This window comes from Nesterenkonia aurantiaca (assembly GCF_004364585.1).
Taxonomy (GTDB): Bacteria; Actinomycetota; Actinomycetes; order Actinomycetales; family Micrococcaceae; genus Nesterenkonia; species Nesterenkonia aurantiaca.
This window is the reverse complement of the sequence record NZ_SOAN01000002.1, coordinates 247,542-262,738: the sequence shown is the minus strand read 5'-3', so window position 1 is coordinate 262,738 and position 15,197 is coordinate 247,542. Positions and strand designations below refer to the sequence as shown.

15 protein-coding genes are annotated in these 15,197 nt (G+C 66.4%); 6 read left to right on the top strand and 9 right to left on the bottom strand.

From position 1 onward, the window contains the following. Nucleotides 1–11: 11 nt before the first annotated feature. Genes EV640_RS04235 through EV640_RS04215 form a run of 5 tightly spaced genes read right to left on the bottom strand, consistent with a single transcriptional unit; the run spans nucleotide 12 to nucleotide 3,984 of the window. The gene (locus tag EV640_RS04235; RefSeq protein WP_084479737.1) at nucleotides 12–623 is read right to left on the bottom strand and encodes a LysE family translocator; all 612 of its coding nucleotides are present in this window, start codon (nucleotides 621–623) and stop codon (nucleotides 12–14) included. Between the two features lie 9 nt (nucleotides 624–632). Then, nucleotides 633–1,229 (bottom strand): TetR/AcrR family transcriptional regulator, encoded by a 597-nt coding sequence (locus EV640_RS04230; RefSeq protein WP_036477705.1) that lies wholly within the window; start codon nucleotides 1,227–1,229, stop codon nucleotides 633–635. A 16-nt stretch (nucleotides 1,230–1,245) separates the two neighbouring features. Further along, nucleotides 1,246–2,784, bottom strand: a complete 1,539-nt coding sequence (locus EV640_RS04225) for an MFS transporter (RefSeq protein WP_243832220.1) — start codon at nucleotides 2,782–2,784, stop codon at nucleotides 1,246–1,248. Nucleotides 2,785–2,817: 33 nt separating this feature from the next. Continuing rightward, on the bottom strand, nucleotides 2,818–3,777 hold the full coding sequence (locus EV640_RS04220; RefSeq protein WP_036477708.1) for a Sir2 family NAD-dependent protein deacetylase: 960 nt from the start codon (nucleotides 3,775–3,777) through the stop codon (nucleotides 2,818–2,820). Nucleotides 3,778–3,780: 3 nt separating this feature from the next. Further along, nucleotides 3,781–3,984 (bottom strand): DUF3073 domain-containing protein, encoded by a 204-nt coding sequence (locus EV640_RS04215; protein WP_036477710.1) that lies wholly within the window; start codon nucleotides 3,982–3,984, stop codon nucleotides 3,781–3,783. Between the two features lie 363 nt (nucleotides 3,985–4,347). On the opposite strand from EV640_RS04215, the gene EV640_RS04210 reads away from it, so the two are divergent. The 3 genes from EV640_RS04210 to EV640_RS04200 all read left to right on the top strand — a co-directional run bounded on the left by EV640_RS04210 (nucleotide 4,348) and on the right by EV640_RS04200 (nucleotide 6,977). Continuing rightward, on the top strand, nucleotides 4,348–5,568 hold the full coding sequence (locus EV640_RS04210) for an NAD(P)-dependent malic enzyme (RefSeq protein ID WP_051501461.1): 1,221 nt from the start codon (nucleotides 4,348–4,350) through the stop codon (nucleotides 5,566–5,568). Between the two features lie 79 nt (nucleotides 5,569–5,647). Next, nucleotides 5,648–6,253 carry a methylated-DNA--[protein]-cysteine S-methyltransferase gene (locus EV640_RS04205; RefSeq protein ID WP_235181117.1) on the top strand — a complete coding sequence of 202 codons (606 nt, stop codon included), beginning with the start codon at nucleotides 5,648–5,650 and terminating at the stop codon, nucleotides 6,251–6,253. 148 nt (nucleotides 6,254–6,401) lie between these two features. Continuing rightward, nucleotides 6,402–6,977, top strand: coding sequence for a dihydrofolate reductase family protein (locus tag EV640_RS04200; protein ID WP_036477715.1), 576 nt, complete (start codon nucleotides 6,402–6,404; stop codon nucleotides 6,975–6,977). A gap of 55 nt (nucleotides 6,978–7,032) precedes the next feature. On the opposite strand, the gene clpB is transcribed toward EV640_RS04200, so the two are convergent. Together clpB and EV640_RS04190 are read right to left on the bottom strand one after the other, a co-directional pair. Beyond that, nucleotides 7,033–9,666 carry an ATP-dependent chaperone ClpB gene (gene clpB, locus EV640_RS04195; RefSeq protein ID WP_036477717.1) on the bottom strand — a complete coding sequence of 878 codons (2,634 nt, stop codon included), beginning with the start codon at nucleotides 9,664–9,666 and terminating at the stop codon, nucleotides 7,033–7,035. 225 nt (nucleotides 9,667–9,891) lie between these two features. Then, nucleotides 9,892–10,734: an SDR family NAD(P)-dependent oxidoreductase gene (locus EV640_RS04190; protein ID WP_036477727.1), complete on the bottom strand. Its 843-nt coding sequence runs from the start codon at nucleotides 10,732–10,734 to the stop codon at nucleotides 9,892–9,894. A gap of 260 nt (nucleotides 10,735–10,994) precedes the next feature. Between EV640_RS04190 and EV640_RS14000 the strand changes: the two genes are divergently transcribed. The 3 genes from EV640_RS14000 (at nucleotide 10,995) to EV640_RS04175 (ending at nucleotide 13,661) form a co-directional block, all read left to right on the top strand. Continuing rightward, nucleotides 10,995–11,396: an RES domain-containing protein gene (locus EV640_RS14000; RefSeq protein ID WP_051501463.1), complete on the top strand. Its 402-nt coding sequence runs from the start codon at nucleotides 10,995–10,997 to the stop codon at nucleotides 11,394–11,396. 139 nt (nucleotides 11,397–11,535) lie between these two features. Then, nucleotides 11,536–13,002: a protein adenylyltransferase SelO gene (locus tag EV640_RS04180; RefSeq protein ID WP_036477729.1), complete on the top strand. Its 1,467-nt coding sequence runs from the start codon at nucleotides 11,536–11,538 to the stop codon at nucleotides 13,000–13,002. Nucleotides 13,003–13,046: 44 nt separating this feature from the next. Then, nucleotides 13,047–13,661, top strand: coding sequence for a methyltransferase (locus EV640_RS04175; protein ID WP_235181118.1), 615 nt, complete (start codon nucleotides 13,047–13,049; stop codon nucleotides 13,659–13,661). Between the two features lie 11 nt (nucleotides 13,662–13,672). Here the strand turns inward: EV640_RS04175 and EV640_RS04170 are convergent, their stop codons facing one another. Together EV640_RS04170 and EV640_RS04165 are read right to left on the bottom strand one after the other, a co-directional pair. After that, nucleotides 13,673–13,885: a CDGSH iron-sulfur domain-containing protein gene (locus tag EV640_RS04170; RefSeq protein WP_133725887.1), complete on the bottom strand. Its 213-nt coding sequence runs from the start codon at nucleotides 13,883–13,885 to the stop codon at nucleotides 13,673–13,675. Then, nucleotides 13,882–14,823: an iron-containing redox enzyme family protein gene (locus EV640_RS04165; protein WP_036477894.1), complete on the bottom strand. Its 942-nt coding sequence runs from the start codon at nucleotides 14,821–14,823 to the stop codon at nucleotides 13,882–13,884. The genes EV640_RS04170 and EV640_RS04165 overlap by 4 nt, the downstream gene beginning before the upstream one ends. Nucleotides 14,824–15,197: the final 374 nt, after the last annotated feature.

Sequence of the window (15,197 nt, the reverse complement as noted above, 5' to 3'; positions counted from 1 at the left end):
GAACGCCGCGTCTAGAGCGGCAGCGACTCCCAGGTGTCCGCCATGGCGGGCACCACCGAGGCGACCAGCAGCCCGGCCATGACCAGGTTGAAGATCAGCATGTGCTTCGGCTGCGAGATGATCCGACCGGCTCCCACGCCGAGCAGCGTCCAGGCCACCGTGAAGGGCGCCCCGAAGCTGCAGGCCACGAGCGCGATCACCGCGACCTCGAGCATGAAGGAGTCCCAGAATCCGGTGAAGGTGCTCAGCGCCGCCACCGAGAGGGTCCAGGCCTTGGGGTTCACGAACTGGAACAGCGCCATCTGCACGAACCCCGGCGGCTTCGCCCCGGGCTTCGGGGTCAGCGTGGTGGGGCCGGTGGCGATCTTGTAGGCGAGCCAGAGCAGGTAGAGGATCCCGATCGGGCGCAGGATGTCGAGGATCACCGGCCACTGTTCCAGCACCTGGCCCAGCCCTATACCCACGATCAGCACCATCGAGGGGAAGCCGAGGTTCACGCCTAGGATCGCCGGCAGCGTCCGTTTGAAACCGTAGGCGGCTCCGGAGGCCATCACGATGGTGTTGTTCGGCCCCGGGGTGCCGGCGCCGGCCACCACGAAGAGCATCAGAGAGAGAATCGCCACCGGATGAGACTACTCTGCCGGCACCTGCGCGCTCTGCGCCAGCGCGATGATCTCCTCGGTGACCCGCTCGCGCAGGCGGGGATCCAGCCGCTCGGTGGAGAGCGCCTCGTAGAACCACAGCCCGTCGGCGGCGAGCCGCGCGATGAAGCGCTGTACCGCGGCGGACTCCGCGGCGTCGTCGTCGGCCTTCTCGGTGTCTCCGGTGACGGCAGGCTCGGGGACCTCAGGGGGCTGCGGCGCCCACCGGGCGAAGATCTCATCCCAGGCGGCGTTGGCCACCGGGTCCTCGGAGGCCTCGAGCATCAGCAGCAGCTCCGCGCGCTCGGGGTTCTGCGAGAGCCGCACGAAGGCCCGGAAGCGCTCGTCCCGGCTGAGCTCCTGCGCGGTGCCCCCGGCCTGGGCCTCCAGCGCGAGCTCCCAGTTCTGCGCCACATGCCGGTGCAGCCCGAGCAGCAGCTCCTCCCTGGAGGGGAAGTGGTAGAGCAGCCCGCCCTTGGTCATCCCGGCCTCGGCGGCCACGGATTCGTAGGTCAGCGTGGTCACGCCCTCGCGCTGGACCACCCGGGTGGCGGCGTCGAGGATCTCGTGACGTTTGGAGGGTCGCACAGGGTTGGATCTCCGCTCAGTGGTTCTCGGGGTAGGCCTGGGATTCGGTGCCCGGGGTGTAGCGGCGCAGCATCCAGGAGGAGGCGACGGCGGCAAGCACCATCACCACGGCCACCCCGATCAGCACGCCCAGGTAGGCGACGTCGAAGGCCTCCGCGGCGGCTGCCATCGCGGGGGCGTCCCCGGATTCGAGCACCGCGGCCGGGGCCTGGCCGGCGTATTCCTCGGAACCGGCGGGAAGCACCAGCACCCGGGTGTAGACAAGGGTCAGCAGGCTGCCCAGGGTGGCCACGCCGACGAGTCCGCCGAACTCGTAGGCGACCTCCTCGATGGATGCCGCCATGCCGGCCCGACGCGGGGGGACGTTGCCCATGATCGCGGTGGAGGCCACTGACATCGAGGCGCCCAGACCGGCGCCGAGCACGGCGAAGCTGATCACCAGCAGCACCAGCGAGTCATCCAGCACGGCGTAGATCGAGACCAGCGCGCCCATCGCGGCCAGGACCATGCCGCCGCCGATCAGCGTGAGCAGGCCGACGCGGTGCAGGATCGCGCCGCCGAAGAGCGCGAAGGGCAGCGAGCCCAGCGCCAGCGCGGACACGATCAGTCCGGCCTCCAGCGGGGAGAAGCCCTCGACCAGCTGGAAGCGCTGGGTGGTGCCCAGCTGAACTCCGACGATGGCGAAGATGCTGGCTCCTGCGGCGATCACGCCGCCGCTGAACCCGCGGTTGCGGAAGATCGTGAAGTCCACCAGAGGCTCGGAGGTGCGGTTGAGCCGCATCTGACGGCGGGCGAAGACGGTGAGCATGACGACGGCGACCACGGTTGAGGCCACGAAGCGCAGCCAGTCCACCGGGGTCTCGGCGATGGTCTTGATGGCCAGCACCGCGGCGGTGAGGCCGAGCATCACCTGGGCCGAGGAGAGCCAGTCCCAGTGACGTCCGGGGTTGGCGATGTTCACGGGGCCGACCACAAGCATCAGCACCAGCGCGGCGGCGACGATGGGCACGTTGACCAGGAAGACCGAGCCCCACCAGAAGAACTCCAGGAGCACCCCGGAGACGATCGGACCCAGCGCCATGCCCACGGTGGCCACGGCAGCCCAGACGGCGATGGCCATATTGCGCTCCCGCTCCACGGAGAAGGTCAGTCGGATCAGCGCGAGCGTGGCGGGCATCATCGCGGCGGCACCCACGGCGAGCAGCGCGCGGGAGGCGATGAGCATCTCCGAGCTGCCGGAGAAGGCGGCCAGGATCGAGGCCACCCCGAAGATCCCCAAGCCGATCTGGAAGATCCGCTTATGCCCGAACCGGTCCCCCAGCGCCCCGGAGCCGGGCAGCAGCCCGGCGATCACCAGCGGGTAGGCGTTGATGATCCAGAGCTGCTGCGAGGAGGAGGCGCCGAGCTCGGCGGTCAGCGTGGGCAGGGCGGTGTAGAGGATCGTATTGTCCAGCGCGATCAGGAACAGCGCCGAGGACACGATGGCGAGCATGGTCCAGCGCTGCCACGCGCTCAGGGCAGGGCGGGTATCGGCGTGCACAGTCGGAAGGGTCATCACCCGAGTAACTATACTATACGTCCGGTATAGTTACTGGTGAGCTTCCTCACCTAGCAGAGCGTCCAGCGTCTGCAGCGCCGGGGCGATCCGAGTCCGCCAGCGCCAGTCCGCTTTGGTGTCCGCGCGGGAGGGACCGCCGTTGATCACACCGATCGGCCGACCCGACTGGTGCATGGTCAGCGCAATCTTGAATCCACTCATCACCGCCATCGAGCTGCCCACCACCAGCAGCGCCGAGGAGGCGGCGACGAGGCCCTCGACCGCGGCCTTGCGCTCGGCGGGCACCGATTCGCCGAAGTAGACGACGTCGGGCTTGAGCTTCTCGGAGCCACAGACCAGACAGGTGACCATGTGGAACCGCTCCACCCAGGACTGGTCCAGAGTGACGTCGCCGTCGGGGTTCACGTTCTCCGCGGCGGCGAAGGCAGCCTCGGCGTATCCGGGGTTCGCCTCCTGGAGCCGGGTGTCCAGGGAGGAGCGCGCCTCACGGTTGTCACACCTCAGGCAGATCACGGAGTCCATGTCGCCATGCAGGTGGATCACCGGGTCGGCGCCGGCGGCGCGGTGCAGCCCATCCACGTTCTGCGTGATCAATCCGCTGAGCAGTCCTTCGGACTGCCAGTCGGCGAGCAGCCGGTGGGCATGGTTGGGCTCCGCCTGGTGCATCTGGCGCCACCCGACGAAGCCGCGGGCCCAGTAGCGACGGCGCGAGGCGGCGTCGTGCTGGAACTCCTGGTAGGTCATCGGCCGGTGCCGATGCAGCGAGCCCTGAGGGCCGCGGTAGTCGGGGATCCCGGAGTCGGTGGAGACGCCGGCCCCGGTGACGCACAGCACGTCCCCGCTCTGAAGCATCCGCCGGATGCCCTCGCGGGCGATCTCCTCGGACTGCGGCTCGGCGGTGTCCTTCACGACCCGGGCTATCGAGCGCAGCGCCGCCTTATGGGCGTTCTCGACGGGCTTGGTGAAGGCCGTGGGAGTGGACTCTTCCACGGGTCAGCGCCCGTACTTGTCCTCGTACGGGTCAAAGCCGCTGCTGCGCTCTTCGGGCTCCGGCCGAGCTGGTCGGCTGGACGACTCCCGGTCACCACGGGTTTTGGCGAGCTCTCTCTCGAGCGCAGTCAGGTCGGTGTCCGGAGTGTAGTACTTGATCTCCCGAGCCTGCTTCGTAGCTTTCGCCTTCTGACGGCCACGCCCCATAAGCGAGACCCCCTCTGTCTTCTCGTGTCCCATTGACGATGCCGGGCAGAGGCTATCGCGGGATTAGCTGTATATGAAGTAGTTCGTGATCCCTAGGTTAACATGACTGGCGCTGCGACGTCGCCCGATGTCTTCGCTGAGCGAGCACGATCACACCGTTCAACGCCAAGATGACGTACTCTGTTCCGCACGGTCCAAAGAAAGTACCGACCGCTGCGACAACGCCGTCCGACGATCTCGGTGGCGCGGCAGAAGATGCGCCCTCAGCTGACCCCCTGGCCCCCGCGGTGAACCGTGGATGTGGCCGCTGTGGGCCGACCCTGCACGTGCAGCCCCATCACACTTCTTCCAGGAGACACCTCCATGTCCATCACCGACCGCAGGGCAACGGCGCCCACGGCTCCCACCACCGACGAGATCTTCGCTGCCCACGAGGGTGGCAAGCTCAGCGTCGAGACCACCATGCCGCTGGATTCCACGCGCGCACTCTCCATCGCATACACCCCGGGCGTGGCGCAGGTCTCCCGCGCCATCCACGAGTCGCCTCGGATGCGGGCCACACACACCTGGGCAGACCGCCTCGTCGTGGTGCTCTCCGACGGCACCGCCGTCCTCGGGCTGGGCGATATCGGCCCGGCCGCGGCGCTGCCGGTGATGGAGGGCAAGTCTGCGCTGTTCAAGACCTTCGGTGGCCTCAACTCGATCCCCCTGGTGATCAACACCCACGATGTGGACGAGATCGTGGCGACCATGGTGGCGCTGCGCCACAGCTTCGGGGCGGTGAATCTCGAGGATGTGGCGGCCCCGCGCTGCTTTGAGCTGGAAGCTCGCCTGATCGAGGCCTTGGACTGTCCGGTGATGCATGATGACCAGCACGGCACCGCCGTCGTGGTCCTGGCCGCCCTGACCAACGCCGCACGCGTCACGCAGCGCGAGTTCGCATCGATGCGGGTGGTGATCGCCGGGGCCGGGGCCGCGGGGATCGCGGTGACTGAGATCCTGCTCGGCGCCGGAGTGGGCGAGGTGATTCTGACCGACTCCCGCGGGGTGATCCATGAAGGCCGCGAGGGGCTCAGCGAGATCAAGGCGCACTATGCCAAGCGCACCAACCGGAGCCAGGTCAGCGGTGGGCTCGCCGAGGCGCTGGCGGGGGCCGACGTGTTCATCGGCGTCTCCTCCTCCAAGGTCCCCGAGGAGGAGCTGGCGCGGATGAATGACGGTGCGATCGTCTTCGCGCTCTCCAACCCGGATCCTGAAGTGCTCCCCGAGGTCGCCCAGCGCCACGCCGCCGTGGTCGCCACCGGCCGCTCGGACTTCCCCAACCAGATCAACAACGTGTTGGCCTTCCCGGGGATCTTCCGCGGTGCGCTGGATGCCGGTGCGCGAAGGATCACCCAGCAGATGAAGATCGCGGCGGCGACGGCGCTGGCGGACATCGTGGGCGACGAGCTCAGCCCGGAGTACATCGTGCCCTCTCCGCTGGATGAGCGCGTGGCACCGGCCGTGGCTCGAGCAGTGATGGACGCCGCGGCGGCCGAGGTTCCAGCGGCGGCGCCGGAGGTTCAAGCGGCGGCGCCGGCTTAGTCGCGGATGCCCGGGCCTGGCGGCCGTCCCGGGCGCAGCCAGGTGGACCTCAGTCGGCGGGCGGTGGAGAATTCGATCTATGACTGATGCAGCGCCTATGCCGGAGTACCACCTGCCTGAGCTGCGCTGGTGCTCCGCCTCCCTCGACGGACTCGGCGCCATCGTGGTGATCTACTCCCCCGAAGATGACACGGTCCGGGCTGCGTCCTTGGCCCAGGCCGCCGGTGACGAGCCGGAGGTCGCCGCCATCGGGCGGGTCTTGGAGCAGCTGATGGACCAGCTCGAGGCGCTGGCCCCCACCACCGCGGCCCGCGAGATGAAACCGCTTCCCGCGGGCCGCGGCAGGGTCCCGGACGCCGTGGCGTCCTATGCCGCGGGCGACCATACTGCGCTGGATGAGCTGCCCGTGGTGCAGCCCGGTTCGGCCTATCGCCAGGAGGTCTGGGCGGCGATGCGTGAGGTCCCCGCCGGCGAGACGGTCTCCTACGCGGAACTCGCCCAGATGGCCGGCCGGCCGCTGGCACACCGCGCCGCGGCCAGCGCGTGTGCGAACAACCTGGTCGCCTTCGCGGTGCCCTGTCACCGCGTGATCCGCGCCGACGGCGGCCTCGGCGGCTACGGCTTCGGCGGCGTCGAGACCAAGCGCGCCCTGCTGGCCCGCGAAGGCCTCCACCTCACCCGCTGACCCTATTGGCTGTTTGAGTTCTCCGGCGGCTACGTGTCGACCAGTGAACTCAACTGACCTGGAGGACAGGCGTGGGGCCCTGGCCCTCGAGACGTGACAGCCCGTGGATCACTGATGCAGACTCGGCCTTTTCGGCGGAGGAGGACGCGTGGCCAGGGAATTGGTGTGGACCGGGTTCATGACGCTCGACGGGGTCGTGGACTCCCCCGGCGGCAGCAGCGAGGGGCACCGCAGCGGCGGCTGGGTGCTCAACACGGAGTTCCTCCCGGAGGCGTTCGCGCTCAAGGGCGAGGAACTTCAAGAGACCACGGCGCTGATGTTCGGCCGACGCAGCTACGAGGCCTTCGCCCCGATCTGGGCCGAGTCGGAGGACCACGCGGACTACAAGGAACTGCCGAAGTATGTGGTCTCGACGAGCCTGCAGGAGGGCGCCCTGGTCCAGAATTGGGGACCCATCACCCTGTTGCGCTCGACCGAGGACATCACTGCGCTGAAGCAGGGCGACGGCGGCGCGATCTTCATCCACGGCAGCGCCGAGCTGGCCCGGAGCCTGATGGACGCGGGCCTGATCGACAGATATAACCTGTTGATCTTCCCGGTGCTGCTCGGCACCGGGAAGCGGCTCTTCACGGCGGAAGACCACGACGCGACGAAGCTGGCCCTGCGCGAATCTGCCCACTACGCCAACGGAGTCATCAAAGCGGTCTACGACGTCCGGCGCTGACGCCCCCTCCTCCTGGCTGGTTGAGTTCTCCGCGGTGACGTACCGACCGGTGAACTCATTCGCCCAAGAGAAGGGGGGACTTCGGCTTCTTGGTCACGGTCAGGCCATGCGCGGACTCACCCTCCAGCGTCAGCTCCTCACGGTCCACCAGGACGGTGTCACCGTCCTCGACCTCACCGGAGAGCAGCGCGCGGGCCAGCTGATCGCCGATCTCACGCTGGACCAGGCGGCGCAGCGGCCGGGCGCCGTAGGCGGGGTCATAACCGGTGAACGCCAGCCAGTCGCGCGCCGCTTCGGTGACCTCCAGGGTCAGCCGGCGCGCGGTCATCCGCTCCTGGAGCAGTCCGATCTGCAGCTCCACTATTCCGGCGAGCTGGTCCATGCTCAGCGGATCGAACATCACGATGTCGTCGAGCCGGTTGAGGAACTCCGGCTTGAACGAGGCATGGACGATGTCCATCACCCGCTGCTGCTTGACCTTCGCCTCGAGAGTCTGGTCCACCAGGAACTGCGACCCCATGTTGGAGGTCAGGATCAGCACCGTGTTGCGGAAATCCACGGTGCGGCCCTGGCCGTCGGTGAGCCGGCCGTCGTCGAGGACCTGGAGCAGGATGTCGAAGACCTCCGGGTGGGCCTTCTCCACCTCGTCGAGCAGCACCACCGAATAGGGACGACGCCGGACCGCCTCGGTGAGCTGACCGCCCTGGTCGTAGCCCACGTAGCCTGGGGGCGCGCCGACCAGGCGAGCCACCGAGTGCTTCTCGGAGTACTCCGACATGTCGATCCGGATCATGGAGCGCTCGTCGTCGAAGAGGAACTCCGCGAGCGCCTTGGCCAGTTCGGTCTTGCCCACGCCTGTGGGGCCCAGGAAGAGGAAGGATCCGGTGGGCCGGTCCGGGTCGGAGACGCCGGTGCGGGCGCGGCGGACCGCATCGGAGACGGCGCCTACCGCCTTGGTCTGCCCGATCAGCCGGGAACCGATGAGCTCCTCCATCTGGAGCAGCTTCGCGGTCTCGCCTTGGAGCAGCCGCCCGGCGGGGATCCCGGTCCAGGCCGAGATCACCCCGGCGATGCCGTCGGCGTCGACCTCGTCGGCCACCATCTTCTTCTCCGGAGCCGGGGTGGAGGCGTCCTCCTCCTCGGCGGCGGCCAGGTCCTTCTCCACCTGCGGGATCTCGCCGTAGAGCAGCCGGGAGGCCTCGGCCAGATCGCCGTCGCGCTGGGAGCGCTCGGCGGCTGACTTCAGCTCATCGAGCTTGACGCGCAGTTCACCGGCACGGTTGAGCTCGCCCTTCTCGGCCTCCCAGCGGGCGGTGAGCTCGGCAAGCTCCTCCTTGCGGTCGGCCAGGTCCTCGCGCAGGGTGATCAGGCGCTCGGCGGAGCCGGCGTCGGTCTCGTTCTGCAGCGCGAGCTCCTCCATGGTCAGCCGGTCCACCACGCGGCGCAGCTCGTCGATCTCCACCGGGGCGGAGTCGATCTCCATGCGCAGCCGCGAGGCGGCCTCATCGATGAGGTCGATGGCCTTGTCGGGCAGCTGGCGGCCGCTGATGTAGCGGTCGGAGAGCGTGACGGCGGCGACGAGGGCGTTATCAGCGATGCCCACCTTGTGATGAGCCTCGTAGCGCTCCTTGATCCCGCGCAGGATCGCGATCGCGTCGGGCACCGAGGGCTCGCCGACGTAGACCTGCTGGAAGCGGCGCTCCAGGGCGGCGTCGGCCTCGATGTTCTCGCGGTACTCGTTTAGCGTGGTGGCGCCGATCAGGCGCAGCTCCCCGCGGGCAAGCATCGGCTTGAGCATGTTGGAAGCGTCCATGGAGCCCTGTGAGGCGCCGGCGCCGACCACGGTGTGGATCTCGTCGATGAACGTGACAATCCGGCCTTCGGCGGCCTTGATCTCTTCGAGCACGGCCTTCAGCCGCTCCTCGAACTCGCCGCGGTACTTCGCACCGGCGATCATCGCGCCAAGGTCCAGCGAGATCAGCGTCTTCTCCCGGAGTGACTCGGGGACGTCACCGGCCACCATGCGCTGAGCCAGGCCCTCGACGACGGCGGTCTTGCCGACCCCGGGCTCACCGATCAGAACCGGGTTGTTCTTGGTCCGGCGGGAGAGCACCTGGACAACGCGGCGAATCTCGGAATCGCGCCCGATGACCGGGTCCAGCTTGCCCGAGCGCGCGATCTCGGTCATGTCGGTGCCGTACTTCTCCAGCGCCTGAAAGGTGTTCTCCGGATCCGGAGTGGTGACCTTGCGGTCCCCGCGCAGCCCGGGCAGCTCGGCCTTGAGCGCCTGCAGGGTGGCCCCGGCATCGGCGAGTGCCTTGCCCACCGGACCGTGATCGGTGGCGGCTCCGATCAGCAGGTGCTCGGTGGAGACGAAGTCGTCCCCATAGTCCTCTGCCTGGGCCTGGGCGGCCTTGATCACGCTGAGTCCGGCGGGCGAGAACTGCGGAGCGGCCACGGAGTCCCCGCTGGTGGCCGGCAGCGACTTGATGATCGCGGAGGCCCGGGTGCTCACGGCATCGGGATCAGCACCGGCCGCCTTCAGCAGCGCCACGGCCATGGATTCGCGCTGATCCATGAGCGCCTTGAGGATGTGTGCCGGTTCCACCTGCGGGTTGCTCGCGGTGTTGGCGTTCATTGCGGCCGCGGAGACGACCTCCTGCGATTTGGTCGTGAGTTTGACGTCCACGTCTGCTCCTCCCACTGCGTAGTGGCGCCGGTTGTGCGACAGCGCCATATAAACTTGAGTCCATCCTACTCAACTTTGACGAGGTGGGAAGTATTCCTGGAGATGTCACCTGTTCGTGCGGCAGACCCTCTCTGCTTTCTTAGTAGTCAGGAAGTCAACCGCACCGTCAGCAGACCCCTCAAGACTCACATGCGGTTCAAGACGAAATTGCTGCCCGACCAGGAGCTATAGCGCAGTCGTGGAGATCCCCACAAGTTCAGCGCTCTTGTCCCACAGTCCAACTGCCAGCTGCCCGTCTGCGGCCTGAGGGTTGGTCTTGGCGATCTTCTGCTTCTCGTAGTACTCACCCGAGACCCACTCTCGGCCCGGGGCGCCATCGGCGAGCCATACGAGGTGGACCGCGCTCTGTTCCGGGCTGATGAGACCGGCCAGACGGCCAAGCGGCGTCTGGTAGATGAAGCGCATCACGCTGGTGGTGTCTGAGGCGAAGCTCGTCTGGACATTTCCGGGATGGAAGGTGACTGCAGAGATTCCCTGGTCGGAGAACCTCCGGTCGAGTTCCTTGGTGAAGAGGATGTTGGCCAGCTTCGCGTCCCCGTAGGCCTTGTTCGCGGAGTACTTCCGCTCATTGTTGAGGTCATCGAGGTTAATCTTCCCGAAGACGCGCGCTGCCACACTTGAGGTGTTGATGATGGAGGCATTGCTCGCCGTCAGAGTCTCCATCAGGAGGTTGGTGAGCAGGAACGGTGCGAGGTGGTTCACCTGCAGCGTCTTTTCGAACCCATCGACCGTGCGGGACCGGTCCCCGAAGATGCCCCCGGCGTTGTTGATCAGAACGTCTATCCGGGGGTAGCTGTCCTTCAGACGCTCCGCGAGTGCCCTGACCTCGGAGAACCTGATGAAGTCCGCGACAAAGAAGTCGGCGTTGAGCTCATGAGCCAAAGCTTCAGTCTTCTGTTTCGAGCGCCCCACAAGGGCGACCGTGTGCCCGTCAGCGACGAGCTGGCGGGCCGCAGCTGCTCCGATCCCGTCACTGGCACCTGTGAGGACGATGGTCTTTCCGGTCATGTGATGTCTCCTTGTGGACGAACCTTTGATGGCGCTGGCAGCACCGTGTGGTGAGTCAGGTGGGGAAAGCGCGGAACACCGCTGAGGAGACGGCGATCCTCAACATGATGATGTCAGCAACGGATGGCCGATTTTTCGTTGTCCGGCGACGGCGCGCAGCCCGATGATGGCTGCACGAGGCTCGTCGCGCACTCTGGCCGAGACGACGCACAGCACAGTGATCTCACACTCACCATCCAGACCGCTCCGACACAGCAGGAGTGCTGTGTACTTCGGATGGAAGGCGCAAAGCCTCGAGAGAGACAGCCACCCTCTACCTCAGCTCGTCGCGAGAGGGTGTTGCGGTCGCGATGCTCGCCCATACCAATTCCGCGTCGCCTGATCGGAAGGTGCTCTCCTTCGAGGTTGCGGCCTCACACATCGCGGACCTCCGGGACAGAGCGACGATGGCCTCGATCGGCGTCGATGTCGACGCCGCGGCGGCGCCCTGGCAAGACGATGTGGCAGCAGGCAGGACACCGGTCTCCTGGAGAGTCCGAGAGACGCTGCTCGAGCGCCGAGCACAGGGGCTGATCGACCCCTCTCGAAAGCGACCAGGACTCTGGCACCTGACCCTCTTCACATCGAATCGACCGGGCACCCCGTCCGTCCTCCCCCGCTGAGGTCCCTCAGCTGTGCTGCTGAATCAGCGTCAGTGCCTTGCACCGCAACGATTCGAACGACTCGGCTTGTCGATCTGGGATAGTAATAGTGTCCTGAGAAGACCTGTTCGCTGATGCGGAAGGCGCGAGGTTTCGCCCGATGAGTACCCCAGCAGAATTCGAGATCCCACTGGATCGCCGCTTCGCGCAGGAGCTCCCGGAGCTGTCGATCCCTTGGTCGGCTCAAGACGCCACCGCTCCGCGCATGATCGTGCTCAACGAGCCGTTGGCTCATCACCTGGGGCTCGACCCCGCAGACCTGCAGAGCCCAGATGGTGTCCGTCTGCTGGTCGGCAACCGAGTGCCCCGCGGCGCTACGCCAGTAGCCCAGGGATACGCTGGCCACCAGTTCGGTTCCTACTCCCCGCGTCTGGGCGACGGACGGGCCCTGTTGTTGGGCGAGCTCACCGACAGCGGTGGCCAGCTGCGCGATATCCACCTCAAAGGATCGGGACGGACCCCCTTCGCGCGCGGCGGCGCCGACGGTCAGGCTGCGCTGGGTCCGATGCTGCGCGAATACGTCATCAGCGAGGCGATGCACGCCCTGGGAATTCCTACCACTCGGGCGCTAGCGGTCCTCACCACCGGTGACCTCGTGCAGCGCGAGAGACCGCTGCCCGGTGCGGTTCTCACCCGGGTGGCTGAGAGCCACCTGCGCGTAGGCAGTTTCCAGTACGCCCGAGCCGCCGGTGGCACCGAACTGGTCCGCCGTCTGGCCGACCATGCGATCGCCCGGCATGCCCCTGAGGCGACGAACGCTGAGAACCCCTATCTCGCACTGTTCGCATCGGTGGTCTCGGCCCAGGCCGAACTGATGGCCCAATGGATGCTGGTCGGATTCGTCCACGGCGTGATGAACACCGACAACATGACGATCTCCGGGGAATCCATCGACTACGGCCCCTGCGCATTCATGGACGCCTTTGACCCCGCCGCGGTGTACAGCTCCATCGACCAGAACGGCCGCTACGCCTACCGGAACCAGCCGGCGATCGCTGAATGGAACCTCGCCCGTTTCGCCGAGACCCTGCTGTCCCTGTTCGACGACGACGACGATCAAGCCATTGCCCTGGCACAGGAAGCCCTGGGCGGCTTCCGCGATGAGTACAGTGCTGCCTGGTCGCACGGCATGAAATCCAAGCTCGGGCTGCCGCAGGACCTGGATGATGAGGTCAGCTCACCGGTGATCAATGACGTCATGACCCTGTTGAAGGAGCAGTCGCTCGACTACACCTCGTTCTTCCGGGCACTCAACCACGCTACCTCCGGTGACGTACAACCTGTTCGAGAGCAGGCCCTCAATCTCGAGGCGCTCGATGCCTGGCTGGAGGGCTGGCGCGAGCTCTCCCCGGATGCTGATCAGATGGCCAGGGTCAACCCTGTCTACATCCCGCGAAACCACCTGGTCGAGGAAGCCCTCGACGCGGCAACCGACGGCAACTTCTCACCTTTCCACCAGCTGCTGGAGGTCGTGACGGATCCCTACCGCGAGCGCGAAGGCTACTCTCGCTATGCGTCCCCGCCACCGGCGAGCTTCGGTCCCTACCGAACCTTCTGTGGAACCTGAGGATCCGACACTGACCAGGACCCGATTGGGAGACAATGGAGATCATGAGACACCTGACCTTCCGCGGCCTCGCCATCTCGTTCGATGACCGAGTGCTGGAACCTAGGCCCTGGACCGAGGCCCAGTCTGGGTGGGCCGCTGAGTTGCTGCTCGACGCACCGCCCGGCCCGGTTCTGGAGCTCTGCGCCGGCGTCGGGCACATCGGGCTCGGTTCCGTGCTCAGCTCGAACCGCCACCTCGTCATGGTCGACGTCAACCCGGTCGCAGAACAGTTCGCCCAGGAGAACGCCGCTGCGAACGGCCTGGAGTCCAGGGTCGAGTTTCGGCTCAACGGGATTGACACCGCCCTGACTCCGGAAGAGCGGTTCAGTCTGATCGTGGCTGATCCACCGTGGGTTCGTTCAGCGGACACCTCAATGTTCCCCGAGGACCCGATCCTCGCCATTGACGGCGGGGACGACGGCCTCGACCTCGCGCGCACCTGTGTCGATCTCATCGACCGCCATCTCTCCGCAGGCGGTTCCGGGCTGCTCCAGCTCGGGAACACCGCACAGTCGGAGACGATCGCGACCTATGCCGCAGAGTCTCTGTCAGGCTCCGTGCGAGTGGTCGAGACCCGCGTCTACGAACGTGGCGTGCTGGTGCGGATCACCCGCTGATACCAGCCTGCTCAGTCACGTGAAGGCTTGCGCATGGCCTTGTGCGTGCCATCACACCAGGGCTTGATCTTCGATCCGCCGCACCGGCAGACGGCGCTGACCGGACGCGTTGTCCGGTGATCGTCGCCGTCCTCGTCCCGAACCGCATGATCACCTCGCAGCAGCATCGGTCCATTGGGACAGAAGATCACATCCGGGCGGCCAGGTTCGGGATTCTCGCTCATGCCGCCCACTGCTTCAGCATCCTCGCGGCGTAGCGGTCTTCTAGGTCCAGCGAGGTCCAGGCGCCGAGATAGACGTCATCGTGCAGCTCCGGCTCCTCCTCCAGGAGGGCTCCGCAGATCGTGCGCACAGCCAGCTGCTCATGCACCGCGTCAGCCTCCACATGTTCGGTGTAGTACCCGATCATGGACGCAGGGAAGCCAAGCCGCTCCAGACCGCCTGCCATCCGGCGCGACGGGCCGGAACTGGTGGCTTCGAACGCTGCCAGGAAGCCTAGGGACGCGGCACGCAGCCGACGGTTGAGGCCGAACAGGGACATCGCGTTGTTCTCCTCGAGGACCTCCAGCGGCGCCTCGTCGATGTATGCCCCGTAACCAGAATCCAGGCCGCTGTCCGCCAGGCCGCGGCGAAACAGGTGGGCGTGGAGACGATTCGGGTCACCATCGCCGTATTCATCGAACTGCAGCTCCATGACGGCGGCCTTGACCCGATCAGACAGCCGCGGAATCACCCATGTGGTGTGATCCGACTCCTTCAGATGGTAGATCGAACGGTGCCGCAGCAGCTCGCGCACTTGATCCTCGGTCGCCTTCCGTTGCACGTGAGTCGCCAGCGACGGGCCGTCGTGCTCAGCCACGAACGCGAAGAACGTCTCAGCGAAGTCACCCTCTCTCGGCACCTCGGGCATTCGGGCGCGCAGGGTCCGCTCAAAGTCTTGCTCGAGGCCACGTCGGACGCTGATGAGGTGCGGATCCCACTCCAGTTCCCCCGAGACGTCCTCGAAGCCTCGGTAATGCTGCTCGTAGAGGACCCACAGCGCTAGCTGAGCATCCTCGGCACCATCCGGTTCTGGCGCGTCAACCAGGTGAGACGTCTTCCCCGAACGCATCGACTCCAGGACCGCTTCACTCAGGGCGCCTCGACCCTGCGGACTCAACATGGGCTCGCTCCCCTTGCGGGTGACATCGGCCAGGCAACAAAAGATCGGCAGGTAGAGCTTCGCATCCAAATCCTCATCCCATGATCACGAGTGAACCATGCACTGAACCCTACTTCCAGAGAGACTCAAACCATAGGAGAATCATGACGACGCCGGGCATTTACTTCACATTCAAGAGGCCTCATCGGAATCGAAGCTCCTCCGTTGCACACGATCCCGATCAGTGCACTGTATTGCTTCTATGGAAGACAGTCAGAGCACTTTGACTGCTGCTATCGGCGGTCGCGTCCGGCACGACCAATCAGCTGCGGTCGAGGCAGAAGGTTGCGAATCCGTTGATGTAGACCCTCAGGAACGACTTCTTCTGAGGATTG